At 65.8% G+C, this 25,105-nt stretch carries 36 protein-coding genes; all 36 read right to left on the bottom strand.

Annotated elements, in window-relative coordinates; genetic code table 11:
• The 36 genes from GZ67_RS0100760 to GZ67_RS0100585 all read right to left on the bottom strand — a co-directional run bounded on the left by GZ67_RS0100760 (nt 1) and on the right by GZ67_RS0100585 (nt 25,056).
• Nucleotides 1–606 (bottom strand): adenylate kinase, encoded by a 606-nt coding sequence (locus tag GZ67_RS0100760; RefSeq protein ID WP_029260929.1) that lies wholly within the window; start codon nt 604–606, stop codon nt 1–3.
• Nucleotides 603–1,925 (bottom strand): preprotein translocase subunit SecY, encoded by a 1,323-nt coding sequence (gene secY, locus GZ67_RS0100755; protein ID WP_029260928.1) that lies wholly within the window; start codon nt 1,923–1,925, stop codon nt 603–605. The genes GZ67_RS0100760 and secY overlap by 4 nt, the downstream gene beginning before the upstream one ends.
• A 182-nt stretch (nt 1,926–2,107) precedes the next feature.
• Nucleotides 2,108–2,743 carry a 50S ribosomal protein L15 gene (rplO, locus tag GZ67_RS19495; protein WP_036302867.1) on the bottom strand — a complete coding sequence of 212 codons (636 nt, stop codon included), beginning with the start codon at nt 2,741–2,743 and terminating at the stop codon, nt 2,108–2,110.
• Nucleotides 2,743–2,928: a 50S ribosomal protein L30 gene (rpmD, locus tag GZ67_RS0100745; protein ID WP_017201575.1), complete on the bottom strand. Its 186-nt coding sequence runs from the start codon at nt 2,926–2,928 to the stop codon at nt 2,743–2,745. The genes rplO and rpmD overlap by 1 nt, the downstream gene beginning before the upstream one ends.
• Entirely contained in the window at nt 2,928–3,629 is a 702-nt protein-coding gene (gene rpsE, locus GZ67_RS0100740) for a 30S ribosomal protein S5 (RefSeq protein ID WP_029260927.1), read from the bottom strand. The genes rpmD and rpsE overlap by 1 nt, the downstream gene beginning before the upstream one ends.
• The gene (rplR, locus tag GZ67_RS0100735; RefSeq protein WP_029260926.1) at nt 3,626–3,985 is read right to left on the bottom strand and encodes a 50S ribosomal protein L18; all 360 of its coding nucleotides are present in this window, start codon (nt 3,983–3,985) and stop codon (nt 3,626–3,628) included. The genes rpsE and rplR overlap by 4 nt, the downstream gene beginning before the upstream one ends.
• A 2-nt stretch (nt 3,986–3,987) precedes the next feature.
• Nucleotides 3,988–4,524: a 50S ribosomal protein L6 gene (gene rplF / locus GZ67_RS0100730; RefSeq protein ID WP_029260925.1), complete on the bottom strand. Its 537-nt coding sequence runs from the start codon at nt 4,522–4,524 to the stop codon at nt 3,988–3,990.
• A 6-nt stretch (nt 4,525–4,530) separates the two neighbouring features.
• The gene (gene rpsH / locus GZ67_RS0100725; protein ID WP_029260924.1) at nt 4,531–4,929 is read right to left on the bottom strand and encodes a 30S ribosomal protein S8; all 399 of its coding nucleotides are present in this window, start codon (nt 4,927–4,929) and stop codon (nt 4,531–4,533) included.
• A gap of 144 nt (nt 4,930–5,073) precedes the next feature.
• Entirely contained in the window at nt 5,074–5,664 is a 591-nt protein-coding gene (gene rplE / locus GZ67_RS0100720; protein WP_029260923.1) for a 50S ribosomal protein L5, read from the bottom strand.
• Entirely contained in the window at nt 5,664–6,023 is a 360-nt protein-coding gene (gene rplX, locus GZ67_RS0100715; RefSeq protein WP_029260922.1) for a 50S ribosomal protein L24, read from the bottom strand. The genes rplE and rplX overlap by 1 nt, the downstream gene beginning before the upstream one ends.
• A gap of 2 nt (nt 6,024–6,025) precedes the next feature.
• Entirely contained in the window at nt 6,026–6,394 is a 369-nt protein-coding gene (gene rplN, locus GZ67_RS0100710; RefSeq protein WP_017201583.1) for a 50S ribosomal protein L14, read from the bottom strand.
• Nucleotides 6,391–6,723 (bottom strand): 30S ribosomal protein S17, encoded by a 333-nt coding sequence (rpsQ, locus tag GZ67_RS21110; RefSeq protein ID WP_021201120.1) that lies wholly within the window; start codon nt 6,721–6,723, stop codon nt 6,391–6,393. The genes rplN and rpsQ overlap by 4 nt, the downstream gene beginning before the upstream one ends.
• Nucleotides 6,723–7,040 (bottom strand): 50S ribosomal protein L29, encoded by a 318-nt coding sequence (gene rpmC, locus GZ67_RS21105; RefSeq protein WP_017829202.1) that lies wholly within the window; start codon nt 7,038–7,040, stop codon nt 6,723–6,725. Before rpmC ends, rpsQ begins: the two co-directional genes overlap by 1 nt.
• Nucleotides 7,040–7,459, bottom strand: a complete 420-nt coding sequence (gene rplP, locus GZ67_RS0100695; protein WP_017829203.1) for a 50S ribosomal protein L16 — start codon at nt 7,457–7,459, stop codon at nt 7,040–7,042. The genes rpmC and rplP overlap by 1 nt, the downstream gene beginning before the upstream one ends.
• On the bottom strand, nt 7,459–8,214 hold the full coding sequence (gene rpsC, locus GZ67_RS0100690; RefSeq protein WP_017201587.1) for a 30S ribosomal protein S3: 756 nt from the start codon (nt 8,212–8,214) through the stop codon (nt 7,459–7,461). Before rpsC ends, rplP begins: the two co-directional genes overlap by 1 nt.
• The gene (gene rplV / locus GZ67_RS0100685; RefSeq protein WP_017829204.1) at nt 8,214–8,612 is read right to left on the bottom strand and encodes a 50S ribosomal protein L22; all 399 of its coding nucleotides are present in this window, start codon (nt 8,610–8,612) and stop codon (nt 8,214–8,216) included. The genes rpsC and rplV overlap by 1 nt, the downstream gene beginning before the upstream one ends.
• Nucleotides 8,612–8,893 (bottom strand): 30S ribosomal protein S19, encoded by a 282-nt coding sequence (gene rpsS, locus GZ67_RS0100680; protein ID WP_017829205.1) that lies wholly within the window; start codon nt 8,891–8,893, stop codon nt 8,612–8,614. The genes rplV and rpsS overlap by 1 nt, the downstream gene beginning before the upstream one ends.
• A 12-nt stretch (nt 8,894–8,905) precedes the next feature.
• A complete protein-coding gene (gene rplB, locus GZ67_RS0100675) occupies nt 8,906–9,745 on the bottom strand; it encodes a 50S ribosomal protein L2 (protein ID WP_017201590.1) in 840 nt (279 codons plus the stop codon).
• A 20-nt stretch (nt 9,746–9,765) separates the two neighbouring features.
• Complete coding sequence (rplW, locus tag GZ67_RS0100670; protein WP_017829206.1) at nt 9,766–10,089, bottom strand: 50S ribosomal protein L23; 324 nt, start codon at nt 10,087–10,089, stop codon at nt 9,766–9,768.
• A complete protein-coding gene (rplD, locus tag GZ67_RS0100665) occupies nt 10,086–10,748 on the bottom strand; it encodes a 50S ribosomal protein L4 (RefSeq protein ID WP_021201122.1) in 663 nt (220 codons plus the stop codon). The genes rplW and rplD overlap by 4 nt, the downstream gene beginning before the upstream one ends.
• Before the next feature lie 2 nt (nt 10,749–10,750).
• On the bottom strand, nt 10,751–11,410 hold the full coding sequence (rplC, locus tag GZ67_RS0100660) for a 50S ribosomal protein L3 (RefSeq protein WP_029260921.1): 660 nt from the start codon (nt 11,408–11,410) through the stop codon (nt 10,751–10,753).
• An 8-nt stretch (nt 11,411–11,418) separates the two neighbouring features.
• A complete protein-coding gene (rpsJ, locus tag GZ67_RS0100655; protein WP_017201594.1) occupies nt 11,419–11,727 on the bottom strand; it encodes a 30S ribosomal protein S10 in 309 nt (102 codons plus the stop codon).
• An 849-nt stretch (nt 11,728–12,576) separates the two neighbouring features.
• Nucleotides 12,577–12,789, bottom strand: coding sequence for a hypothetical protein (locus GZ67_RS0100650; protein ID WP_029260920.1), 213 nt, complete (start codon nt 12,787–12,789; stop codon nt 12,577–12,579).
• A gap of 146 nt (nt 12,790–12,935) precedes the next feature.
• A complete protein-coding gene (tuf, locus tag GZ67_RS0100645; protein WP_028502475.1) occupies nt 12,936–14,126 on the bottom strand; it encodes an elongation factor Tu in 1,191 nt (396 codons plus the stop codon).
• A 169-nt stretch (nt 14,127–14,295) separates the two neighbouring features.
• On the bottom strand, nt 14,296–16,410 hold the full coding sequence (fusA, locus tag GZ67_RS0100640) for an elongation factor G (RefSeq protein WP_029260918.1): 2,115 nt from the start codon (nt 16,408–16,410) through the stop codon (nt 14,296–14,298).
• An 87-nt stretch (nt 16,411–16,497) separates the two neighbouring features.
• Nucleotides 16,498–16,968, bottom strand: coding sequence for a 30S ribosomal protein S7 (gene rpsG, locus GZ67_RS0100635; protein WP_017201608.1), 471 nt, complete (start codon nt 16,966–16,968; stop codon nt 16,498–16,500).
• A gap of 5 nt (nt 16,969–16,973) precedes the next feature.
• Complete coding sequence (gene rpsL, locus GZ67_RS0100630; protein ID WP_017201609.1) at nt 16,974–17,342, bottom strand: 30S ribosomal protein S12; 369 nt, start codon at nt 17,340–17,342, stop codon at nt 16,974–16,976.
• Nucleotides 17,343–17,580: 238 nt separating this feature from the next.
• The gene (locus tag GZ67_RS0100625; protein ID WP_029260917.1) at nt 17,581–18,228 is read right to left on the bottom strand and encodes a hypothetical protein; all 648 of its coding nucleotides are present in this window, start codon (nt 18,226–18,228) and stop codon (nt 17,581–17,583) included.
• Between the two features lie 66 nt (nt 18,229–18,294).
• Nucleotides 18,295–18,729 (bottom strand): hypothetical protein, encoded by a 435-nt coding sequence (locus tag GZ67_RS0100620; RefSeq protein ID WP_029260916.1) that lies wholly within the window; start codon nt 18,727–18,729, stop codon nt 18,295–18,297.
• Nucleotides 18,730–18,797: 68 nt separating this feature from the next.
• Nucleotides 18,798–19,841 carry an ABC transporter gene (locus GZ67_RS0100615; protein WP_029260915.1) on the bottom strand — a complete coding sequence of 348 codons (1,044 nt, stop codon included), beginning with the start codon at nt 19,839–19,841 and terminating at the stop codon, nt 18,798–18,800.
• A gap of 114 nt (nt 19,842–19,955) precedes the next feature.
• Nucleotides 19,956–20,108, bottom strand: coding sequence for a hypothetical protein (locus GZ67_RS20505; RefSeq protein WP_156027125.1), 153 nt, complete (start codon nt 20,106–20,108; stop codon nt 19,956–19,958).
• Nucleotides 20,109–20,184: 76 nt separating this feature from the next.
• Nucleotides 20,185–20,838: an HAAS signaling domain-containing protein gene (locus GZ67_RS0100605; RefSeq protein WP_029260914.1), complete on the bottom strand. Its 654-nt coding sequence runs from the start codon at nt 20,836–20,838 to the stop codon at nt 20,185–20,187.
• The gene (locus GZ67_RS0100600) at nt 20,835–21,167 is read right to left on the bottom strand and encodes a PadR family transcriptional regulator (RefSeq protein ID WP_029260913.1); all 333 of its coding nucleotides are present in this window, start codon (nt 21,165–21,167) and stop codon (nt 20,835–20,837) included. The genes GZ67_RS0100605 and GZ67_RS0100600 overlap by 4 nt, the downstream gene beginning before the upstream one ends.
• A 68-nt stretch (nt 21,168–21,235) precedes the next feature.
• Complete coding sequence (locus tag GZ67_RS0100595; RefSeq protein WP_029260912.1) at nt 21,236–22,174, bottom strand: sugar ABC transporter permease; 939 nt, start codon at nt 22,172–22,174, stop codon at nt 21,236–21,238.
• Between the two features lies 1 nt (nt 22,175).
• Nucleotides 22,176–23,780: an ABC transporter permease subunit gene (locus GZ67_RS0100590; RefSeq protein WP_029260911.1), complete on the bottom strand. Its 1,605-nt coding sequence runs from the start codon at nt 23,778–23,780 to the stop codon at nt 22,176–22,178.
• Between the two features lie 67 nt (nt 23,781–23,847).
• On the bottom strand, nt 23,848–25,056 hold the full coding sequence (locus tag GZ67_RS0100585; RefSeq protein WP_029260910.1) for a sugar ABC transporter substrate-binding protein: 1,209 nt from the start codon (nt 25,054–25,056) through the stop codon (nt 23,848–23,850).
• Nucleotides 25,057–25,105: the final 49 nt, after the last annotated feature.

Below are 25,105 nucleotides of genomic sequence, written 5' to 3'. Positions count from 1 at the left end.
TCAGGAGGCGGAGGCCGCGAGGCGCAGGCCGCGGGCGGCCAGAGCCGCCGTGATCCGCTCGGTGACGTCGTCGAGAGCGCCGGTACCGTCGATGCGGTCGACGATGCCCTTGGCACCGTACACCTCGATGATCGGAGCGGTCTCCCGCTCGTAGATGTCGAGACGGTGGCCGATGGCCTCCGGGGTGTCATCCGAACGGCCCTGCTCGGTGGCGCGGAGCGTCAGACGCTCCAGGCTCTCCTCGCGCGGCACGTCGAGGAGGATGACCGCGTCGAGCGACTCCCCCCGCCCCGCGAGGAACGACTCCAGGTGGGCGACCTGCGCAGTGTTGCGCGGGTACCCGTCGAGCAGGAACCCGTGGGCTGCATCGTCCTGCGACAGCCGGTCGCGCACGATCTCGCTCGTCAGCTCGTCCGGAACGAGGTCACCCTTGTCGAGGATCGCCGTGACCTGCTGGCCCAGCGGCGTCCCCTCCTTGATGTTCGCGCGGAAGATGTCACCGGTCGAGACGACCGGGATGCCGTAGGACTCGGCGATGCGCACGCCCTGCGTGCCCTTGCCGGAGCCCTGCGGGCCGACGATGAGAAGACGTGCGGATGCTGTCATCGGAGGAGCCCTTCATAGTGTCGCTGCTGCAGCTGAGCGTCGATCTGCTTGACCGTCTCGAGACCCACACCCACGATGATGAGGATCGAGGCGCCGCCGAACGGGAAGTTCTGGTTCGCGCCGACCGTGGCCAGTGCGATCAGCGGGATGAGCGCGATCAGACCGAGGTACAGCGAGCCCGGGAGCGTGATGCGGGTGAGCACGTAGTCGAGGTACTCGGCGGTCGGGCGACCCGCACGGATGCCGGGGATGAACCCGCCGTACTTCTTCATGTTGTCCGCGACCTCGACCGGGTTGAACGTGATCGCCACGTAGAAGTAGGTAAAGCCGATGATCAGCAGGAAGTAGGCGGCCATGTACACCGGGCTGTTGCCCGTGGTGAAGTTCGCGGTGATCCAGCTGACCCACTCGGGCGGCGTGGATCCGTCCTGCGGAGTGTTGAACTGCGCGATGAGAGCCGGGATGTACAGCAGCGACGACGCGAAGATCACGGGGATCACACCCGCCATGTTCACCTTGATCGGGATGTACGTGTTGGTGCCGCCGTACGTGCGGCGACCGACCATGCGCTTGGCGTACTGCACGGGGATCCGTCGCTGGGATTGCTCGACGAAGACGACGAGCCCCATGACGATGATTCCCACCAGCAGCACGAGGAGGAAGACCTCGAAGCCCTTGGTCTGCCAGATGAGGCCCATGGCACCGGGGAACGTCGCGGCGATGGAGGTGAAGATGAGCAGCGACATGCCGTTGCCGATGCCGCGCTCGGTGACCAGCTCGGCGAACCACATGATGAGACCGGTACCGGCCGTCATGGTCATGATGATGAGCAGCTGCGCCCACCACACGTCATTGGTCAGCAGCTGCTGGCAGGCGGCGAGATCGGTGGATCCGAACAGCTGGCCGCTTCGCGCCACCGTCACGAGCGTCGTCGACTGGAGGAGCGCGAGCGCGATGGTGAGGTACCGGGTGTACTGGGTCAGACGGGCCTGACCGGCCTGTCCTTCCTTGTGCAGCGCCTCGAAGTGCGGGATCACCACGCGAAGGAGCTGGGTGATGATCGTCGCCGTGATGTACGGCATGACGCCGAGCGCGAAGATCGACAGCTGCAGCAGCGCGCCGCCGGAGAAGAGGTTGACCAGTCCGAGCAGGCCGTCGGTGCCCGCGTTCGCCGCGAGGCACTCCTCGACGTTCGGGAAGTTCACGAACGGCGCAGGGACGTTGGAGCCGAGACGGTAGATCGCGATGATGGCGAGGGTGAAACCGATCTTCCGACGCAGGTCCGGGGTGCGGAAGATCCGCGCGATGGCGCTAAACAAGGACGTTCCTCCTGAAAAGTTGCCGATTCCCGAAGGACGGCTGAAAGACCAGGGTAACGCAATCCGGGGTTCCCGGAATTCGTCACCGATACCAGGCCCGCCGGATGCGGCCCCAGAGCGAGGTCTCGGAGTGTGAAACGACGAGAGGGGCCGGAGAATCTCCGGCCCCTCTCATCTTGCGGTTACTTGACGGATCCGCCCGCCGCGACGATCTTCTGCTCGGCAGAACCCGAGACCTTGTCGACCGAAACGGTGAGCTTCACGGCGATGTCGCCGTTTCCGAGAACCTTGACCTTCTCGTTCTTGCGAACGGCACCCTTGGCGACCAGGTCGCCGATGGTGACATCGCCACCCTTGGGGTACAGCTCCGCGAGCTTCTCCAGGTTCACGACCTGGTACTCGACGCGGAACGGGTTCTTGAACCCGCGCAGCTTCGGGGTGCGCATGTGCAGCGGCATCTGCCCACCCTCGAAGCCGACGCGAACGGTGTTGCGCGCCTTGGTGCCCTTGGTACCACGACCGGCGGTCTTACCCTTGGAGCCCTCACCACGGCCGACGCGAGTCTTGGCGGTGTTGGATCCGGGGACCGGACGCAGGTGGTGCACCTTCAGGACGCCGGGGCGGGATGCCGGAGCATCCTTCGCAGGCGCAGCCTTCTTGGCGGCCGGCTTCTTGGCCGGAGCGTCAGCCTTGGCGGCGGACGCAGCGGTCTTGGCCGGAGCCTTCTTCGCGGCGGGCTTCTTCTCAGCGGCAGCCTTGGGAGCTGCAGCCTTCTTCGGGGCCTTCTCAGCCTCGACGGCCTCGTTCTTCTCAGCCATTAGTCGATCTCCTCAACCTTGACGAGGTGTGCGACGGTCTTGACGTAACCGCGCGTCTGCGCGTCGTCGGGGCGGACGGTGGTGTCACCGATCCGCTTGAGACCGAGGCTGCGCAGCGTGTCACGCTGGTTCTGCTTCTCGCTCACCTTGGACTTGATCTGCGTGACCTTCAGTCGCGCGGCCATCAGGCACCTACCTTCTGTGCGGCGATGGCCTCGGCCTCTGCACGCACGAGGCGGGCAGGGGCGACCTGGTCGAACTCGAGGCCACGACGCGCGGCGACCGCACGAGGCTCCTCGAGCTGCTTCAGGGCCGTGACCGTCGCGTGCACGATGTTGATCGTGTTCGACGAGCCGAGCGACTTCGACAGCACGTCGTGGATACCGGCGCACTCGAGCACGGCGCGGACCGGACCACCGGCGATGACACCGGTACCGGCAGCGGCCGGACGGAGCAGGACCACACCTGCGGCGGCCTCACCCTGCACGGGGTGCGGGATGGTGCTGCCGACGCGCGGAACGCGGAAGAAGTTGCGCTTGGCCTCTTCGACACCCTTCGAGATCGCCAGGGGGACCTCTCGGGCCTTGCCGTAGCCGACGCCGACCAGACCGTTGCCGTCACCGACGACCACGAGGGCGGTGAAGCTGAAGCGACGACCACCCTTCACGACCTTCGAGACACGGTTGATCGTGACGACGCGCTCCAGGAACTGGTTGTCACCACGGTCGCGCGAGTTGCGGTCGCGGCCACCCTGGTTGCGGTCACCGCGGCCACCGCGGCGGCCATCACGCTGATCGCGAGCCGGCTCTGCCTGCGTGGTGCCCGCAGCCGTCTCGGAAGTGGCAGCTGCCGCTTCGGTCACTTCGTTCTCCTTGTTGTCACTCACAGTGCCAGACCCCCTTCGCGGGCGCCGTCGGCGATGGCGGCGACACGACCGGCGTAGCGGTTGCCGCCACGGTCGAACACTGCCTCGGAAACGCCGGCAGCCTTCGCACGCTCGGCGAGGAGCTCGCCGACCTTGCGGGCCTTGGCGGTCTTGTCACCCTCGAGCGAACGCAGGTCGGTCTCGAGCGTCGAAGCCGACGCGACGGTGTGACCCTTGCTGTCGTCGACCAGCTGCACGAAGACGTGGCGGGCCGAGCGGTTGACGACGAGGCGCGGACGCACCTCGGTGCCGACGACCTTCTTGCGAAGGCGGGCGTGACGACGCGCGCGGGCGTCAGACTTTGACTTGAGAGCCATGGTTACTTACCACTCTTTCCGGCCTTGCGACGCACGTTCTCGCCGGCGTAGCGCACACCCTTGCCCTTGTACGGCTCGGGCTTGCGGATCTTGCGGATGTTGGCAGCTGCCTCGCCGACAGCCTGCTTGTCGATCCCGCTGACGGTGAGCTTGGTGGTGCCCTCGACCGTGAGCGTGATGCCGGCGGGCGGGTCGATCAGGACCGGGTGCGAGAAGCCGAGGGCGAACTCGACCGAGCTCCCCTTCTGCTGCACGCGGTAACCGGTGCCGACGACCTCGAGACCCTTGGTGTAGCCCTGGGTCACGCCGATGATGTTGTTGTTGATGAGCGTGCGGGTCAGGCCGTGAAGCGACCGAGACTCGCGCTCGTCGTCGGGACGGGAGACCAGAACCTGGTTCTCCTCGACCGCGACCTCGATGGGGTTGGCCACCGTGAGGGTGAGCTCACCCTTGGGGCCCTTCACCGAGACCACGCGGCCTGCGACCGAAACGGTCACGCCCGCGGGAACGTCGATGGGAAGTCGTCCAATACGCGACATTTCGAATTACCACACGTAGGCGAGAACTTCTCCGCCCACGCCCTTCTGCTCAGCCTGACGGTCGGTGAGGAGACCGGAGGAGGTGGACAGGATGGCCACGCCGAGGCCGCCGAGGACCGTGGGGAGCTCGGTGGACTTCGCGTAGACGCGGAGGCCGGGCTTCGAGACGCGCTTGATACCAGCGATCGAGCGCTCACGGTTGGGGCCGTACTTCAGCGTCAGCGTGAGGTTCTGTCCGACGCGAGCGTCAGAGGTCTCCCAGCCGGCGATGTAGCCCTCCTGCTGGAGGATCTGAGCGATGTTCGTCTTGAGCTTGCTCGACGGCAGGGTCACGGAATCGTGGTGCGCCGAGTTCGCGTTACGCAGACGGGTCAGCAGATCTGCGACCGGGTCTGTCATTGTCATTGTTGTTTTCCTTTGTTCATGAGGTTCCGGCTGCCGTTACACGACAGACGGCCTGCGATGACACGCAATCTTCAATTGTAGGTGCATGTCGGCGAGTACTTCGACAGGCTCAGCAACCCATGGGTCCCTGAGCCTGTCGAAGGGTCACGCCTGTGCGTCTTCCGAGCGGAACGGGAAGCCGAGGTGACGGAGCAGTGCCCGTCCCTCGTCATCCGTCTTCGCGGTGGTGACGACGGTGATGTCGAAACCGCGAACCCGGTCGATCTTGTCCTGATCGATCTCGTGGAACACGCTCTGCTCCTGGAGACCGAAGGTGTAGTTGCCGTTGCCGTCGAACTGCTTGCCCGAGAGACCGCGGAAGTCGCGGATACGGGGCAGGGCCAGCGAGACGAGACGGTCCACGAACTCCCACGCGCGGTCACCGCGGAGGGTGACGTGCGCGCCGATGGCCTGGCCCTCACGCAGCTTGAACTGCGCGATGGACTTACGGGCCTTCGTGACGATCGGCTTCTGGCCGGTGATCTTGGTGAGGTCGTCGACCGCGCCATCGATCACCTTGCTGTCGCGAGCTGCCTCGCCGACACCGGTGTTCACGACGACCTTGACCAGTCCGGGGATCTGCATGACGTTCGCGTAACCGAACTCGTCCTGCAGAGCCTTCTTGATCTCGCTGTTGTACTTCTGCTTCAGGCGCGGCTGGATCTTGCCAGCCGGCGCGGCAGTGTCGGTGCTCATCAGAGGTCCTTACCGCTCTTCTTCGCGTACCGCACGCGGACGGTGCGCTTGACGCCGTCCTTGGTCTGCTCCTCGACCCGGTGGCCGACCTTGGTCGGCTTCTTGGTCGAAGGGTCGACGAGTGCGACGTTCGAGATGTGGATGGAGGCTTCGACGGTCTCGATGCCTCCGGTCTTGGTGCCACGCTGCGTCTGTCCGACGCGGGTGTGCTTGGTGACGTAGTTCACGCCTTCGACGATCACGCGGTTCTTGTCACCGAGGACGTCGAGGACCTTGCCCTGCTTGCCACGGTCGCCGCCACGCTCCTGCGTGGCACCGGTGATGACCTGAACCAGGTCACCCTTCTTGATCTTCGCCATGATTAGATGACCTCCGGCGCCAGCGAGACGATCTTCATGAACTTCTTGTCACGAAGCTCACGACCGACCGGCCCGAAGATACGGGTGCCGCGGGGCTCCCCGTCGTTCTTCAGGATCACTGCGGCGTTCTCGTCGAACTTGATGTAGGAGCCGTCCGGACGACGGACCTCCTTCTTGGTGCGGACGATGACCGCCTTGACGACGTCGCCCTTCTTCACGTTGCCACCGGGGATCGCGTCCTTGACGGTCGCGACGATGGTGTCGCCGAGACCGGCGTAACGACGCTTCGAGCCACCGAGGACACGAATCGTGAGGAGCTCCTTGGCGCCGGTGTTGTCGGCGACCTTGAGTCGGGATTCCTGCTGAATCACTTGGCCTTCTCCAGAATCTCCACCAGACGCCAGCGCTTCGTGGCGCTCAGCGGGCGGGTCTCGTTGATCAGGACCAGGTCGCCGATGCCGGCGGAGTTCGCCTCATCGTGCGCCTTGACCTTCGAGGTGCGGCGGATGACCTTGCCGTAAAGCGGGTGCTTCACGCGGTCCTCGACCTCGACCACGATGGTCTTGTCCATCTTGTCGCTGACGACGTAGCCGCGACGTGCCTTGCGGTAACCGCGGGCAGCGGAGTCGCGGACGTCGTGCTCGGACGACTCGTGTCCTGCGGCCTGCGTCTCCACAGTCGCTTCCTTCTTGGTGGCCATCACTCAGCCTCTTCCTTCACGGCGTCGTCGGCGGAGTCCGCCTTCTTCGCCTTCGACTTGGTCGCCTTCTTGGCCGGAGCCTCGACCGGAGCGGGCGTCGCACGGATGCCCAGCTCACGTTCGCGGATCACGGTGTAGAGGCGCGCGATGTCGCGCTTGACGGCGCGGATGCGGCCGTGGCTCTCCAGCTGGCCGGTGGCCGACTGGAAACGGAGGTTGAACAGCTCCTCCTTGGCCTTGCGCAGCTCCTCAACGAGGCGCTGGTCTTCGAATGTATCGAGCTCTGCCGGGGCGAGCTCCTTGGTGCCGATCGCCATTACGCGTCGCCCTCCTCGCGCTTGATGATGCGTGCCTTGAGCGGCAGCTTGTGAATTGCACGGGTCAGAGCTTCGCGAGCGAGCTCCTCGTCGACACCCGCGACCTCGAAGAGGACACGGCCCGGCTTGACGTTGGCGACCCACCACTCGGGAGAACCCTTACCGGAACCCATGCGGGTCTCGGCAGGCTTCTTCGTGAGCGGACGGTCGGGGTAGATGTTGATCCACACCTTTCCACCACGCTTGATGTGACGGGTCATCGCGATACGAGCGGACTCGATCTGACGGTTCGTCACGTAAGCGGGGGTCAGAGCCTGGATGCCGTACTCGCCGAAGGAGACCTTCGTGCCGCCGGTTGCCTGGCCCGAGCGACCCGGGTGGTGCTGCTTGCGGAACTTGACCTTACGGGGGATGAGCATTATGCCGACGCTCCTTCTGCGACAGGTGCCTCGTTGCGCGGGGCACGGCGGCGGTCGCCACCACGGTCGTCACGACGAGCCTTGGGTGCGTTGGCCTGCTCGCGAGCGAGCTCCTTGGCGGTCAGGTCGCCCTTGTAGATCCAGACCTTCACGCCGATGCGGCCGAAGGTGGTCTTCGCCTCGTAGAAGCCGTAGTCGATGTTCGCGCGCAGCGTGTGCAGCGGCACACGACCTTCGCGGTAGAACTCCGAGCGGCTCATCTCGGCGCCGCCGAGGCGGCCGGAGACCTGGATGCGGATGCCCTTGGCGCCGGCGCGCTGAGCGCCCTGCAGACCCTTGCGCATCGCACGACGGAACGCCACGCGAGCAGAGAGCTGCTCGGCGATGCCCTGTGCGACGAGCTGAGCGTCGGCCTCGGGGTTCTTGACCTCGAGGATGTTCAGCTGGATCTGCTTGCCCGAGAGCTTCTCGAGGTCGCCGCGGATGCGCTCGGCCTCGGCGCCACGACGACCGATCACGATGCCCGGACGGGCGGTGTGGATGTCGACGCGGACGCGGTCACGGGTGCGCTCGATCTCGATGTTCGAGACACCGGCGCGGTCGAGCTGCGTCTTGAGCAGGTTGCGGATCTTGATGTCCTCGGCGACGTAGTCGGCGTAACGCTGACCCGGCTTCGTCGAGTCAGAGAACCAACGCGAGACGTGGTCCGTCGTGATGCCGAGACGGAAGCCGTACGGGTTTACCTTCTGTCCCATTACTTGCTCGCCTTCTTGTTGCTGTCGCCCGCGGCGGCCGGAGCTGCCTCAGGCGTCGAGAGCACGACCGTGATGTGGCTCGTGCGCTTCTTGATCTGGAAAGCGCGACCCTGTGCACGGGGCTGGAAACGCTTGAGCGTGGTGCCCTCGTCGACGTACGCGTTGGCCACGTACAGGTCCTTCTCGTCGAGGAACTCGCCGTCGCGATCTGCCTTGACCTGCGCGTTGGCCATGGCCGACGCGACAAGCTTGTAGATCGGCTCGCTGGCGCTCTGCTGTGCGAACTTCAGGATCGCCAGAGCCTCCTGGGCCTGCTTGCCCTTGATGAGCGCGACGACACGACGAGCCTTCTGAGGGGTCACGCGGATGTGTCGCACGCGTGCGATCGATTCGACCATTAGCGGCGCCGCCCCTTCTTGTCGTCCTTCTCGTGGCCGCGGAAGGTGCGGGTGGGCGCGAACTCGCCCAGCTTGTGACCGACCATGGTCTCGGACACGAACACAGGGATGTGCTTGCGTCCGTCGTGGACCGCGATCGTGTGACCCAGCATGGCCGGGATGATCATGGACCGACGGGACCAGGTCTTGATGACGTTCTTGGTGCCGGCTTCGTTCTGCACGACCACCTTGCGAAGCAGGTGATCGTCGACGAAGGGGCCCTTCTTAAGACTGCGAGGCATCTTCTCTTACTCCTACTTACGCTTCTTGCCGGCGTTACGACGACGCACGATGTACTTGTCGCTTTCCTTGTTGGCATGACGGGTACGACCCTCAGCCTGGCCCCACGGGGAGACGGGGTGACGACCACCAGAGGTCTTACCCTCACCACCACCGTGCGGGTGGTCCACCGGGTTCATCGCGACACCACGCACGGTCGGGCGGACGCCCTTCCAGCGCATGCGACCGGCCTTGCCCCAGTTGATGTTCGACTGCTCGGCGTTGCCGACCTCGCCGATGGTCGCGCGGCAGCGCGCATCGACGTTGCGGATCTCGCCCGAGGGGAGACGCAGCTGGGCGTAGGGGCCGTCCTTGGCGACGAGACGGACGGATGCACCGGCCGAACGTGCCATCTTCGCGCCGCCACCGGGGCGGAGCTCGATCGCGTGGATGACGGTACCCGTGGGGATGTTCTTCAGCGGGAGGTTGTTGCCCGGCTTGATGTCAGCCCCGGCACCCGACTCGACGATGTCGCCCTGCTTCAGCTTCGCCGGAGCGAGGATGTAGCGCTTCTCACCGTCGAAGTAGTGCAGCAGCGCGATGCGCGCGGTGCGGTTGGGGTCGTACTCGATGTGAGCGACCTTGGCGTTGACGCCGTCCTTGTCGTTACGACGGAAGTCGATGACGCGGTACTGGCGCTTGTGGCCACCACCGATGTGACGGGTCGTGATGCGGCCCTGGTTGTTGCGACCACCGGTCTTCGAGAGCGGGCGCAGCAGCGACTTCTCCGGCGTCGATCGAGTGATCTCGGCGAAGTCAGCCACCGACGAGCCGCGACGGCCCGGGGTCGTGGGCTTGTACTTGCGAATAGCCATTATTGTCCTTATCCCCCGGGTCAGCCGATTGCCGTGAAGATGTCGATGGTGCCCGACTTCAGGGTGACGATGGCGCGCTTGGTGTCCTTGCGCTTGCCGGTGCCGAAGCGGGTGCGACGAGCCTTGCCGACGCGGTTGAGGGTGTTGACCCCTGCGACCTTGACGCCGAAGATCTTCTCGATGGCGAGCTTGATCTCGGTCTTCGAAGCGCGCGGGTCGACGAGGAAGGTGTACTTTCCTTCATCGATGAGCCCGTAGCTCTTCTCGGACACGACCGGCTTCAGGATGATGTCGCGCGGGTCCTTGTTCAGGGCCGTCTGGAGAACAGATGCCTGCTCGCTCATGCGGAGACCTCCTGGTTGGCGCCGGACTTGGAGGCGATGAAGCCCTCGAGCGCGGCCTGGGTGAAGACGATGTCGTCGGAGACGAGCACGTCGTATGCGTTGAGCTGGTCGAACGTCAGCACGTGCAGGTTCGACAGGTTGCGGATGCTCTTCAGCGTCACGTCGTCGTTGCGCTCGATCACGACGAGCACGTTCTTCGACGAGACGACGTTGGTGAGGAAGTTCACCGCGGTCTTCGTCGAGGGCGTGCCGTCGATCCCGAAGGACTCGATGGCGTGGATGCGGTCGCCACGGAAGCGGTCGCTGAGCGCGCCCAGCAGGGCGGCCGCGATCATCTTCTTGGGCGTGCGCTGCGAGTAGTCACGCGGCTTCGGCCCGTGGACGATGCCACCACCGGTCATGTGCGGCGCGCGGATGGAACCCTGACGGGCGTTACCCGTGCCCTTCTGCTTGAAGGGCTTGCGGCCGGCACCGGAGACCTCGCCACGACGCTTGGTCGAGTGCGTGCCCTGGCGAGCCGCCGCGAGCTGCGCGACGACGACCTGGTGGATGAGCGGGATGTTCGTCTTGGCGTCGAACAGCGCGGCGGGAAGCTCGATGGAGCCTGCCTTCTTGCCGTCTGCCTTGAGGACGTCGAGCGCGAGAGTGGAGTCAGCCATGTTCAGGCACCCTTCACTGCGTTGCGGACATAGACGATGCGGCCACGAGCACCGGGGACAGCGCCCTTGACGAGCAGCAGACCCTTCTCGATGTCGATGGCGTGCACCGTGAGGTTGAGGACGGTCACACGCTCGCCACCCATACGGCCGGCCATGCGCATGCCCTTGAAGACGCGGCTCGGGGTCGACGATGCGCCGATGGAGCCGGGCTTGCGGTGGTTGCGGTGCGAACCGTGCGAAGCCGAGACGCCCTTGAAGTTGTGACGCTTCATGACACCGGCGAAGCCCTTGCCCTTGCTCGTGCCGACGACGTCGACGAGCTGGCCGGCTTCGAAGGTGCCGTCGACCGTGAGCTCCTGGCCCAGGCTGTAGTCGCCGGCGTCCGCGGTGCGGATCTCGGTGACGTGACGACGCGGCGTGACGCCGGCTGCCTCGAAGTGGGCCGTGAGGGGCTTGTTCACCTTGCGCGGGTCGATCTGACCGTACGCGATCTGTACGGCGTTGTAGCCGTCCTTCTCGGGCGTACGGATCTGCGTGACCACGTTCGAGGCGAGCTCGATGACGGTGACGGGAACGAGCTTGCCACTCTCGTTCCAGACCTGTGTCATGCCGAGCTTCGTGCCCAGCATGCCCTTGGAAATCTTGGAGTTGATGTCAACCATGTCCGACCTCAGAGCTTGATCTCGATGTTGACATCGGCAGGCAGGTCGAGACGCATCAGCGAGTCGACGGCCTTGGGCGTCGGGTCGACGATGTCGATCAGACGCTTGTGGGTGCGCATCTCGAAGTGCTCGCGGCTGTCCTTGTACTTGTGCGGCGACCGGATGACGCACACGACGTTCTTCTCGGTCGGAAGGGGCACGGGTCCGACGACGGTCGCACCCGCACGGGTCACGGTGTCGACGATCTTGCGTGCGGACGTGTCGATGACCTCGTGGTCATACGACTTCAGGCGAATGCGGATCTTCTGTCCCGCCATTGTCTGCTCTCTCTCTTTAGGCGTCATACCGTCCGGGACCGGGTGGCCCTGGGGCATTGGACGCACGTCGGCGCTGTTCGCGCCTCGGCACGAGAACGGCTCTCACGAGTCGATCTGCTGCACCACTGTTCTTCTGTCAGCCGGACGCCGCGAGGCGACCGGATGCCCGACCTCCGCCGCGCACGGCGAACCCTTCGGTGAGAAGGGTGTCGGGGTGTCTGTTCTGCTACCCGCGGCCTAGAACCCTGCAGCCCCCATGAGGAACCGCCGTCTATGCACTGCCCTGGCAGTGATCCGGCGCACGCACAGCGGCGACGGAATATCGAACCTGTCTATTCTGCCACGGCTGATTTCACTTCTGCAAACCCGGGCGTGTCGCGCCTCTCAGCGAGGCGGTGGCCGACGACGAAATCCGGCTCAGAAGGAAGGAGATAGCGGGGCGAGGCATCCCCATGCCTCGCCCCGCTTGGGGAGGGCGTTCAGTGCGAGGGGGCACACCGAACGCGAGTAGCCCGGCGTGAAGGGACGCCGAACTCCTCGTTCGAGGGCGCGGCGGAAGACCCGCCGCGCAGGCAGGATGACGCTCAGGCGCACAGAGTGCGCGCGTCGCACGATGATCCCCAAGATCGCTTATCCCCAGTTTCAACGCGGAAAGACCGCGTGCTTCGGGAAACCGAACCCCTTCGGCTTCCCCGACCGCAAGATCCCCAGGCGGTCGAGACGATCCTACTCGATACATCTGCGAATCCGCCACATCTGACGACCACTAGATCGAACGGGGGCGTGCCTCTGCATACGAAAGCGGCGATCCACCAGGTGGTGGATCGCCGCTCGAAGAGTGCGGGGCTGCTACTCGTTGCCGACGGCCTTGTCCGCGCTGTCCCGGATCTCGTCGATCTTGTCTGCTGCACCCGGGGCGATCTTCTTCGCGAAGTCCGCGACGCCATCGAGGACCTTGTCACTGATGTCCTCGGCCTGGTCGCTCTTGACGGCCTCGGCGATCTTGTCCTTGTTCTGCTCGTAGAGGTCCTTGCCCTTGTTCACCGCGTCATCGATACCCATGTGAATCCCCTTCTCAGGTGTGCGTCGACGGAGAGGCCGACGAGATCATTGTGCACGTCTTGGCGCGGAGAGGAAACTCCCGACACGATACAAAGCACAGAGGGGCCGGACCCGAAGGTCCGACCCCTCTGCGAGGAAGCAGATGCTTACTTGACGATCTTCGTGACCGTACCGGCGCCCACGGTGCGTCCACCCTCACGGATGGCGAAGCCGAGGCCCTCCTCCATGGCGATCGGCTGGATCAGCTCGACCGTCATGTCGGTGGTGTCGCCGGGCATGACCATCTCGGTGCCCTCGGGCAGCGAGATGACGCCGGTGACGTCGGTGGTGCGGAAGTAGAACTGCGGGCGGTAGTTCGTGTAGAAGGGGTTGTGACGCCCACCCTCGTCCTTGGACAGGATGTACGCGGTGCCCTCGAAGTCGGTGTGCGGCGTGACCGAACCCGGCTTGACGATGACCTGACCGCGCTCGACGTCCTCACGCTTCGTGCCACGGAGCAGGAGACCACAGTTCTCGCCGGCCCAGGCCTCGTCGAGCTGCTTGTGGAACATCTCGATACCCGTGACCGTGGTCTTGACGGTCGGACGGAGTCCGACGATCTCGACCTCGGAGTTGATGGCCAGCGTGCCACGCTCGGCGCGACCCGTGACGACGGTTCCACGACCGGTGATCGTGAAGACGTCCTCGACGGGCATCAGGAACGGCTTGTCACGGTCACGCTCCGGGTCCGGAACGCTGTCGTCGACAGCCTGCATGAGGTCCAGGATCGCCTGGGTCCACTTCTCGTCGCCCTCGAGAGCCTTGAGAGCCGAGACGCGGACGACAGGAGCGTCCTCGTCGAAGCCCTGGGCTGCGAGCAGCTCGCGGACCTCGAGCTCGACGAGCTCCAGGATCTCCTCGTCGTCGACCATGTCCGACTTGTTCAGCGCGACCAGCAGGTACGGCACGCCGACCTGCTTGGCGAGCAGCACGTGCTCACGCGTCTGAGCCATCGGGCCGTCGGTGGCGGCGACCACGAGGATCGCGCCGTCCATCTGAGCAGCACCGGTGATCATGTTCTTGACGTAGTCGGCGTGGCCGGGAGCGTCGACGTGAGCGTAGTGGCGCTTGGGGGTCTCGTACTCGATGTGCGAGATGTTGATGGTGATTCCACGCTGGCGCTCTTCCGGCGCCGAGTCGATGGAAGCGAAGTCACGCTGCACGTTGGTGTCGGACGGGAACTTGTCAGCAAGCACCTTCGAGATCGCTGCGGAGAGCGTGGTCTTGCCGTGGTCGACGTGACCGATCGTTCCGATGTTGACGTGCGGCTTGGTCCGCTCGAACTTGGCCTTAGCCACTGGGTCCTCCTCAGGACGTCGTTGTAAAGGTGACCGGGCACTGGTTTGCGACCGGTTCTCTACGGGTTAGGTTCTCAGTTTAGTAGAGAGGGAATGTGAAGTTGTAGGTGACCTGGGAACCCCGCTGCGCTTCGCGGTGCTCGGCGCCGCGGGGAGCCCAGAAGAGCGATTACTCGCCCTTGGTCTTCTGGACGATCTCGTCGGCCACTGCGCGGGGAACCTCAGCGTAGCTGTGGAACTCCATGGAGTAGACGGCACGGCCCGAGGTCTTCGAGCGCAGGTCGCCGATGTAGCCGAACATCTCGGACAGCGGGACCTGAGCGCGGACGACCTTGACGCCTGCGGCGTCTTCCATCGACTGGATCTGGCCACGACGCGAGTTCAGGTCGCCGATGACGTCGCCCATGTACTCCTCAGGAGTACGGACCTCGACGGCCATCAGCGGCTCGAGCAGCACGGGGTTGGCACGGCGAGCGGCCTCCTTGAAGCCCATGGAGCCCGCGATCTTGAACGCCATCTCCGAGGAGTCGACGTCGTGCGCCGCACCATCGACGATGGTCGCCTTGACGCCGACCATCGGGTAGCCCGCGAGCACACCGACGTTCATCGCGTCCTGGAAACCGGCGTCGATCGAACCGATGTACTCACGAGGGATGCGACCACCGGTGACGGCGTTCACGAACTCGTAGGTCTTCTCGGAGTCCAGGTCCATCGGCTCGATGGTGAACTGGATCTTCGCGAACTGGCCGGAGCCACCGGTCTGCTTCTTGTGCGTGTAGTCGTGCTTCTCGACGGCCTTCTTCAGGGTCTCGCGGTACGCGACCTGCGGCTTGCCGACGTTGGCCTCGACGTTGAACTCGCGCTTCATGCGGTCCACGAGGATGTCGAGGTGAAGCTCGCCCATGCCCTTGATGGTCGTCTGACCGGTCTCGGGGTTGAGCTCCGTGCGGAAGGTCGGGTCCTCCTCAGCGAGCTTCTGGATGGCGACACCCAGCTTCTCCTGGTCGGCCTTGGTCTTCGGCTCGATCGCGACCTCGATGACGGGCTCGGGGAACGTCATCGACTCGAGGACGACCGGAGCTGCCGGGTCGGTCAGGGTGTCACCGGTGGTGGTGTCCTTCAGACCGATGACCGCGTAGATGTTACCCGCGGTGACCGAGGGGACCGGGATCTCCTTGTTGGCGTGCATCTGGAAGATCTTCCCGATGCGCTCCTTCTTGTTCTTGGTCGAGTTGATGACCGCAGAACCGGACTCGAGGTGACCCGAGTAGACGCGCACGTAGGTGAGGCGACCGAAGAACGGGTGCACGGCGACCTTGAACGCGAGGGCTGCGAACGGGTCATTGGCGTCGGGGTGACGCTCGATGATCGTGTCGTAGTCCTTCGGGTCGTGTGCCTCGATCGAGCCCACGTCGAGCGGGTTCGGGAGGTAGTCGACGACCGCGTCGAGCATCGGCTGGACGCCGCGGTTCTTGAACGCGGAACCGCAGAGCACCGGGTAGATCTCGGAAGCGACGGTCAGCTTGCGGATCGCGCCCTTGATCTCGGCGACCGTGAGCTCCTCGCCACCGAAGAACTTCTCGAGCAGCGCGTCGTCGGTCTCGGCGACGGTCTCGAGGAGCTGCTGACGGTACTCCGCCGCCTTCTCCTTGAGGTTCTCCGGGATCTCCTGGATCTCGTAGGAGGCGCCCATCGTGACGTCACCCTTGGAGTCTCCGGCCCACACCAGCGCACGCATCTCGACCAGGTCGACGACGCCGATGAAGTCGCTCTCCGCACCGATCGGCAGCTGGATCACGAGGGGCTTGGCACCCAAGCGGTTGATGATGGTGTCGACGGTGAAGTAGAAGTCCGCGCCGAGCTTGTCCATCTTGTTGACGAAGCAGATGCGGGGGACGTTGTACTTGTCGGCCTGACGCCAGACCGTCTCGGACTGGGGCTCGACGCCCTCCTTGCCGTCGAACACGGCGACGGCACCATCGAGGACACGGAGCGAACGCTCCACCTCGACCGTGAAGTCCACGTGGCCGGGGGTGTCGATGATGTTGATCTGGTTCTTGTTCCAGTAGCAGGTCACGGCGGCAGACGTGATCGTGATGCCGCGCTCCTTCTCCTGCTCCATCCAGTCGGTGGTCGACGCGCCATCGTGCGTCTCGCCGAGCTTGTGGTTGACGCCCGTGTAGAACAGGATGCGCTCGGTCGTCGTGGTCTTGCCGGCATCGATGTGCGCCATGATGCCGATGTTGCGGACCTTGCTCAGGTCCGTGAGCACGTCTTGTGCCACAGGAGTGTCCTTATCTTTTGGAGCAGTCGTACTGCGAAGAGGGGGTGCCCGCCCTTCGGCGAGTGGCCGAAGGGCGGGCGAAGCTGGTTACCAGCGGTAGTGAGCGAACGCGCGGTTCGACTCGGCCATCTTGTGCGTGTCCTCGCGGCGCTTGACCGCGGCACCCAGGCCGTTCGACGCGTCGAGGATCTCGTTCTGCAGACGCTCGGTCATCGTCTTCTCACGACGGCCCTTCGCGTAGCTCACGAGCCAGCGCAGAGCGAGCGTGTTGGCGCGGTGAGGCTTGACCTCGACCGGCACCTGGTAGGTCGAGCCACCGACGCGGCGGCTGCGGACCTCGAGGGTCGGGCGCACGTTGTCGAGCGCCTTCTTGAGCGTGGCGACGGCGTCCTGACCGTTCTTCGCCTCGACGCCGCGGAGGGCGCCGTAGACGATCGACTCGGCCAGCGACTTCTTGCCGTCGACGAGGATCTTGTTCACCAGCGAGGTGACGATCGGTGCGCCGTATACCGGGTCGTTGACGACGGGGCGCTTGGGGGCTGGTCCCTTACGAGGCATCTAACTCAACCCTTCTTCGCGCCGTAGCGGGAACGAGCCTGCTTACGGTTCTTGACTGCCTGGGTGTCCAGGGCGCCACGGACGATCTTGTAACGCACACCGGGGAGGTCCTTGACACGACCGCCACGGACGAGCACCAGCGAGTGCTCCTGGAGGTTGTGACCCTCGCCGGGGATGTACGCGGTGACCTCGGTGCCGTTGCGGAGCTTCACACGAGCGACCTTGCGCATCGCCGAGTTCGGCTTCTTGGGGGTGGTGGTGTAGACGCGGGTGCAGACCCCGGCCTGCTGCGGGTTCGACTTGAGCGCCGGCGCCTTGGTCTTGGTGACCTTGGGCGAGCGACCCTTGCGAACCAACTGCTGAATGGTTGGCACGTTCTCTCCTCATAGTGCTGCACGGTGACAGCGTGATGGGTTTCACATCATGACCCACCGGCACGCCGGATTCGACGCGCTTTTGGTGTGGTGGGTATGCCGTGGGGGCGGACCGGCATGGTGCCGACGCCCAGTGCGCACGTCAAGACGTGCACACACCTGGTCAAGTGTAATGCCGCGTAACGTGGTGGTCAAATGAACGCAAGTCCGGTGTGACGGCGGAGCGGCGCTCGGAGCATCACGGCAGGTCGGGGTCGAACGGCGAATCCAACGACTCCGTCAGCTCGGCGAGCAGTGCCTCGATCTGCGGCTCCACGTGCTGCGAGATGGCCGCCTGGATGTAGATCCGGTGGCGAAGCAGGATGCCGCAGATCTCCCGCCCGACCATATTGGCGTACTCGTCGGCGAGGGCGACCTCCTGCCGGAGGGCGATCTTGGCTTCCTCGGTCAGAGGCGGCAACGCCGGCAGCTCCGCGGCGGAGTCATCGGCGAGCCCGGCGATGGTGAAGAGGAACGGCGCGCCGGGAACCGGCTCGGGGTCGAGCGGGAGGCCGTCGAATTCCGGATCGAGGTCTTCGGCAGGGCGGTAGCTGCGGGCGCGGTTCCGGGCGGCCTGCTGATCGAGCTCGCGCTGCAGCATGGGGAGATTCCGTGCCGTGTAGTCCGCGACGGCGTGGTCGACGATGGTCTTGATGCGCGTCGAGAGTCCGTGCTGCACACCGTGCGGGGTGTTCGCACCGATTCCCGCCGCCGAGAGGATCGGCGATCCCAGACAGCGGCGGCATGGTGCGACGCGACCGCGGTGGGTCGCCGGCTCCCAGCGCGGCACCCAGCGCAACCAGGCCTCGACGGCCTGGTCCACCTGCGTCTCCAATGAGCGCTCCACCCCACCAGCGTACGGCGCGCCGCCCGTCGTGACCGCGATTTCGCGCATCGCGGCGGGGCGGCCGCGTCACTCCTCGTCGTCTTCGCGCTCCCAAGGCCAGCGCGGATGCTCGGCACGAGTGCGACGGAGGGCGATGCCACCCCAGCCTGCTATCAGCCCCGCGACCACCAGCACCGCACTCGCACCACCGCGGACCAGATCCCCCGCCACCGCGGTCGCGATCACGAAGTCGGACGAGCCGAGGACGACCGTGATCCACACCGCCGCGAGATGAGCCAGAGCTGTGAGGAGAGCGATCGCGATCGTCGCCACGAAGGAGGGATGGCCACGACGGAGCGTCGACCACAGCATGAGCGCGAAGACCGCGACCGCCGCCAGCATCCCGACGGCGCCCGGCGCCTGCCCCAACCCTCGCACCGCGATGATGTCGGTATCGGTGGCCACACTCAGGGCCCCCAGGCCGAACACCGCGAGCGCGAAGAAGCCGATCGTCGCGAGCACCACGGCCAGGACAGCCGAAACCCCCGCGGACTCGGGCCCGCGGGGGTTCGGCGTCGTGGAGTTCGTGATTACCTCGACAGCGTCGGACCGGCTTCGAGGGTGCGCTCGTACTCGCGCTGCGCCTCGGCGTTCAGTTCGGTCTTGCGAGCGCCGCTGCGCGACACCCATGCGCCGAACCAGATGGTCAGTTCGCGCGCGAACACGAATGCGGCGATGGCGAGCGGGGCGAGCAGCTGCTCGCCGACGAGATCGAGGCCCTGAGACGACGTGAGCTTCCAGAACGGCGCCTCGAACAGCTGTCCGAGGATGTGGCCCGCATAGGCGATGACGCCGACGATGATGCCGAAGACCACCCAGAGGCCCCAGCGGCCGCGGTTGATGATCGCGCCGAGCAGCCAGAAGCCGAGGAAGAAGACGACGACCGGCGTCCAGTACCCCCAGGTCATCAGCGGTGCCAGCGCGGCCTCACCGATGTTCTCGCCGTTCACCTCGCCGGCGATCGCGCCGAGACCCAGCGCCGTGCCGAGGTACAGCACGGCGAAAACCAGGGTCGCGAGCAGGCCGATGAGGCCGGCGGTGCCGCGGTTGCCGCGGTCACGGGGCGGCTCGGGAGCCTGCACGAAGATGGGTTGAGGCTGCGCTGCCGCGGCGACACCCGTCGCACCGATCAGCGGCTCCGACGGCACGATGCGTGTCTCGGTGTCGTCACCGTACTGGGCGTAGGCGGCACCGGCCAGGCCGGACTGCTCGTGACCGAACGGCACGGGCTCGCCCACGATCGGCTCCGGGTAGAAGGATTCGGTCTCCGCGTCGGCCTCCGCCCGGACGTCGCGCGCGGGCTCGCGCGACTCGACGATGGGTGCCGGAGTGACGGCGGGAGGCGGGGACGCGAACGTTCCGGGGTGGTCGCGCTCTGCGGCTTCGAACGCGGCGAGATCGGGGTCGACGATCTTCTCGTCGACGGCGTCTGCCGGTTTGTGGTCCGGCGCATCGGCGGAACCGGGGACATCCGCACCCGCCGCGGCGGCGGCGTCGAGACCGGCGTTCGCGCTGCCGACGACGTCGTCGACGTCAGTCGGCTTCTCGGGCTGGGGAGCGTCGGGGTCACTCATGGGGTGCGCCTCTCATCGGATATGTGCATTGTGAGGGTACCGCCGGGCCGACGGCCGTCGACGCAGGCGTGCCGACGTGTCGGGATACACGCGTCGGCGTCCCCTCGCGAGCCGTCAGGGAAGGGCGTTGCGGAGCGCGGTTCCCGCGAACTCCGCGAGAGTCGGAAGGATCGGGAGGGACAGCCAGACGAGCGCCCCGATGATTCCGGCGCACACGATGCCGGCGAACCAGCTCATCGCCAGATTGCGCCCCGCCACCCGTGCCATGTCTCCACGGTATGGCCCGACCGGGATACTGGCCGGGCGCAACGCCGAGCATGCACGCGGTGTGACGGGGCGTGACTCAGCGAGCGACGCGCCCCCGGAGCCGCCAGAGCAGCCAGAGACCCGACGCCGGGATGAGGAGGAACCCAAGGAGAAGGAGGACGTGCCAGGCACTGAAGCCGGGCAGCAGCGGGTTGTTCACGACCTCATCGGCTGGGGTGCCGGTGCCGGACGAGCTGCCGGTCGAGCTGAACTCCACGAAGCTCATGAACTGCACCAGGAACAACGAGACCGCGCCGAAGACGAACGGCACGATGATCGCGACGACCTTCTCCCACGTCTTCCAGAGGGTGCTGATGCTGACGAGTACCGCGCCGACGAACCAGCCGAGCACCGGGACGAGGAAACCGCCGAAGCTCAGCGTCAGCGCGGCAGCGATCGCGAAACCGCGCGTCGAGGTCGCCGGCGGTCGGGGCGCGGGCGGGGCCGCGACCGGCGCAGCGACCACGATCGCGGGGTTCGCCGGCACCTCGTCCTGCGCCTCCCTCGCGATGGCCACCGGATCACCGAGCCGAGCGATCCGCGCGGCGGTATCCGCGGCGTCGAGGCCCTGCAGCTCTTCGACGATGCCGCCACGGATGTCCGACGCGACGCCGTGCGGGAGCCCGCGCATCGCCTCGTCGAGCCGGGCGAGATACTCCTCGCGCAGTGTGTCTGCTGTCGTCTCTGTCATGGTCGTCCCTCTCCGACTATGCCCGTCACGACACGGGCGAACGGGGTCCACTGCACTCGGAATCGCTCGAGCTGCTCGGTACCCGACTCGGTGAGCCGGTAGTACTTGCGCACGGGCCCGCTCTCCGACGGCAGGTCGAACGTGCTGACCCAGCCGTTGTCCCGCAGCCGTCCCAGCAGCGGGTAGAGCGTGCCGATGCTGGCGATCAGTCCGGCGCCGGTGAGTGCATCGGCCAGCTGCCAGCCGTACATCGGCTCACGCGCGAGGAGTCCGAGCACGCAGTACTCGACCACCCCTTTGCGCATCTGCGATCCGACGTCAGCTGTCATGCATGACAAGCTACCATGCCATGCACGCTACCGGCGACACCGGCCCCGCGGGTGAACCCCACCGAGGGTCAGCCCTTCGTCGCCCCCGCGGTGAGACCGCCGACGATGTACTTCTGCAGGAAGAGGAACAGGATCATCACCGGGATGGCGGCCATCACCGCGCCGGCCGAGAATGCCGACCAGTCCGCGTAGCGCGGATTCGCCACGAGCTTGGTGAGTCCGACGACGAGCGTCTGCTGCTCCACGTCGACGAGCATCACGCTCGCGATCACGTACTCGTTGACCGTGCCGATGAAGGAGAGGAGTCCGACGACGGCGAGGATGGGCGCGACCAGGCGCAGGATGATGGTGAAGAAGATGCGCGCGTGACCGGCCCCGTCGATGCGGGCTGCCTCGTCGATCTCCTTGGGGATCGTGTTGAAGAACCCGTACATCAAGTACGTGTTCACGCCGAGCGCTCCCCCGAGGTACACCAGGATCAGACCGGTGTGCGTGTTCAGCCCGATGGCGGGGAACCAGTCCCCCAGGGTCGACATGAGCAGGAAGATCGCGACCACGGCGAGCAGCTGCGGGAACATCTGCACGACCACGATCGTGACGAGCCCGACACGGCGCCCGGCGAAGCGCATGCGCGAGAACGCATATGCCGCGCAGGCGCCGATGAAGACCGTGACCGCCCCGGTCACGACGGCGATCAGCAGAGTGTTGAGGAACCACGTGCCGTACGGGTTCTGCGGGTCGCTCAGGATGCGCACGTAGCTGTCGATCCCGATCGCGGAGAACAGCTGGTTCGATCCGGTCAGCGTCCCCTTCGGATTCAGCGACGCCGAGACGACGTACAGAAGGGGGAACAGAGCGAAGGCGCTCACGACGATCGCGACGAGGTGTCGCCATCCGGTATCGGCGAACCAGGCGCCGAAGCTGCGGCGACGCGGGCCGGGTGTGCGCTCATCGGTCTTCGAGGCGGTGGAGGCGGTGGTGGCGGTGGCGGGGCTGGCGGTGCTCATGTCAGTTCAGCTCCTCGAGGGCCTTGGTCTTGCGGAAGCTGATGATCGAGATCGTCGCGACCACGATGAAGATCAGGATGGTGAATGCCGAAGCCAGTCCGTAGTCGCGGGTCTGCCCGGTGAACGCCACCTTGTAGACCATCGAGATCAGGATGTCGGTGTGCCCGACCGGGATCGACACGTCGCTGAAGCGGGGTCCGCCCTTGGTGAGCATGTAGATCAGGTTGAAGTTGTTGAAGTTGAACGCGAAGGACGAGATCAGCAGTGGCGCGACCGTGACGAGCAGCAGCGGCAGCTTGATGCGGCGGAAGACCTGCCACGGGTTAGCGCCGTCCATGACGGCGGCCTCGTTCACGTCCTCCGGGATGCCCTGAAGGGCGCCCATGCAGACGAGGAACATGTAGGGGAATCCGAGCCACAGGTTCACCAGCAGCACCGACACCTTGGCCAGCGTCGGATCCGTGAGCCACGGGATGTCCGCTCCCCCGAAGATGACCTGGTTGATGAAGCCGAAGCTCTCGTTCATCATGCCGGCCCAGACGAGCGCCGACAGGAACGCCGGGAACGCGTACGGGAGGATCAGGATGATCCGGTACCCGTTGCGGAACCGCATCCGGGTGTTGTTGAAGACCAGCGCGAGCAGGAGCCCGAGGAAGAACGTCGTGGCGACCGAGATCAACGCGAACGCGAAGGTCCACAGCGTCACGGCGATGAGCGGTCCGCGGATCGAGGAGTCGGTGACCGCGCGCACGAAGTTGTCGAAGCCGACGGTGGTCTGCCATCCCGGGAGCAGCTGCTCGCCGTCGTCGGCGGTGAAGGCTCCCTCGCCGGTGTCGGAGTAAACCGTGCCGGTGGTGGTGTCGGTGATGGTGTCGGCGGCCGCGTCGTACTCGAGCGTCGAGACGTACAGATACCCCTTCTGGCCGTCCGGAGCCCGCAGGGCGCCGTCATTGGGGTCATCGCTGAAGGGAACCGACAGCTTCTCGAGCTCTTCGGAGAGCGTGAACACGGTGGCCAGCGGGAGCGTCGTCCAGCCGTCGACCGCGACGGCCTGTCCGCCCTCGAACTGCGCGTCCACCTCTTCGAGCGGCTGCTCGGCCGTGCCGAGAAGCGCGTCGCCGGAGTCCGGGTCGGTGACCAGGAGACCATAGGTGCCGAACTGTTCGACGACCGTGACCGGATAGGTGGGAGAGTCCTCGACCCGCTCCTGCGCCGACGCGAGGAGCGAGGAGATGGCCTGGTCTTTCGTGCCGTTGTGCCCGGTGCCGTAGTTCGTGAAACCGATGTAGCCGGTGTAGAGCAGCGTGAACACCTGGAACAGGATCAGGAAGATGATGCCCGGCGTGAGGTACTTCGCCGCGATGCGCTTGCGGGAGAAGTAGATGTAGTTGACGAAGACGGCCACCACGACGACGATGCCGAGGATCAGCCATTCCTGGTGGGCGAAGAGCACGAACGCCGCGTACAGCGCGATCGCGTCGACGACGGCCAGCAGGAGGATCTTCAGCAGCATCCAGCCGATCGGGCCGGACGCGGCCTCGGCGATCTTCGCGGCCTGTCGCTGGCGTCGGGTCGGAGGAGCAGTGCGCTCGTCGATGTCTGTCATGTCGTCCTCGTCATGATCCTGCCGGGGCGGACCGGAGCGTCCACCCCGGCAGGGCCAGTGGGTGCTGTTACTTGATCGCGGCGGTCACGTCGTCGACGAGCTTCTGCCACGTCGTCTTCGGGTCCGCGCCGTTGATGATCGCGGCCTCGGCCACGCCCCAGAACTCCCACACCGCGCCCATGGCCGGGATGGCCGGCATCGGCACGGCGTCTTCGCCGACGGCCTGGAAGCCGGCGATGATCGGGTCGGACGCCGCGGTGTCGGCGGCTGCGGTGAGCGCCGGCAGGATGTTGCCGGCCTTGAACAGGTCGAGCTGAACGTCTTCGGTGCCGATGTAGTTGACGAGGAAGTCGTTCGCGGCGACCTTGTTCTTCGACTCGGAACTGACGAAGAAGCCCTTCACGCCGGCGAACGGCGAAGCGGTCTCACCGGTCGGGCTCGGGATCGGGTCGATCGCGACGTTGATGCCGGCGTCGGTTGCGGCGCCCACGTTCCACGGACCGGTCAGCCAGAAGGCTGCCGTGCCGTCGAGGAACTGCTGCTTGGCGATCTCGCCGTCGACGTCGGTGTTCAGCACGCCCGCGGCGCCCTGCACACCCAGCCAGTCGGCGAACGCGAAGCCGCCCTCGCTGCCGAGCTGCAGGTCGGTGGGGTCATAGCTCCCCGAGTCGTCGGTGCCGAAGACCGGAGCACCGAACGCGGTCTGGAACGGGTACAGGTGGTACGGGTTGCCCTCGGTGCCCTGCTCGACGACGAAGGTGCCCTTCGAGACCATGTCGTCGAAGCTGGTGGCTGCAGCCGGGACGAGGTCGGCGTTGCGCAGCACCGCGATGTTCTCGACCGCGTACGGCAGCATGTAGACGGTGCCCTCGTACGTTGCGGCCTGCAGCGCGACGGGAAGGTAGTCCTCCGAGCTGTCGCCGAGCTCGATCGGGGCGACGACGCCGTTGGTGGAGAGCTCCCCCAGCCAGTCGTGCGCGCCCATGACGACATCGGGGCCCTTACCGGTCGGGACCTGCTGGATGAAGTCGTCCTTCATGTCGTCGACCGACTTGCCCACGAGCTCGACCTTGACGCCGGTCTTGTCCTCGTAGGAGTCCGCCGCGTCCTGCAGCGCGTCCACGCGCTCGGCATCGACCCAGACGACCAGCTTGCCGCTCCCCTGGGAGTCGGAGGTGTCGTCGCCGCTGGTCCCCGTGGAGCAGCCGGCAAGCGTCAGAGTCGAAACGATGGCGATCGCGCCTGCGGCGGCGATACCCCTCTTGTTCACCTTCATTGGTGTGTGCCTCTCTCGGTGCTGGTGGCCTGCACAGACTGCAAGCGCT

This window comes from Microbacterium sp. Cr-K20 (assembly GCF_000708325.1).
In the GTDB taxonomy this organism is placed as follows: Bacteria; Actinomycetota; Actinomycetes; order Actinomycetales; family Microbacteriaceae; genus Microbacterium.
This window is presented reverse-complemented; position numbering and strand designations above follow the sequence as displayed.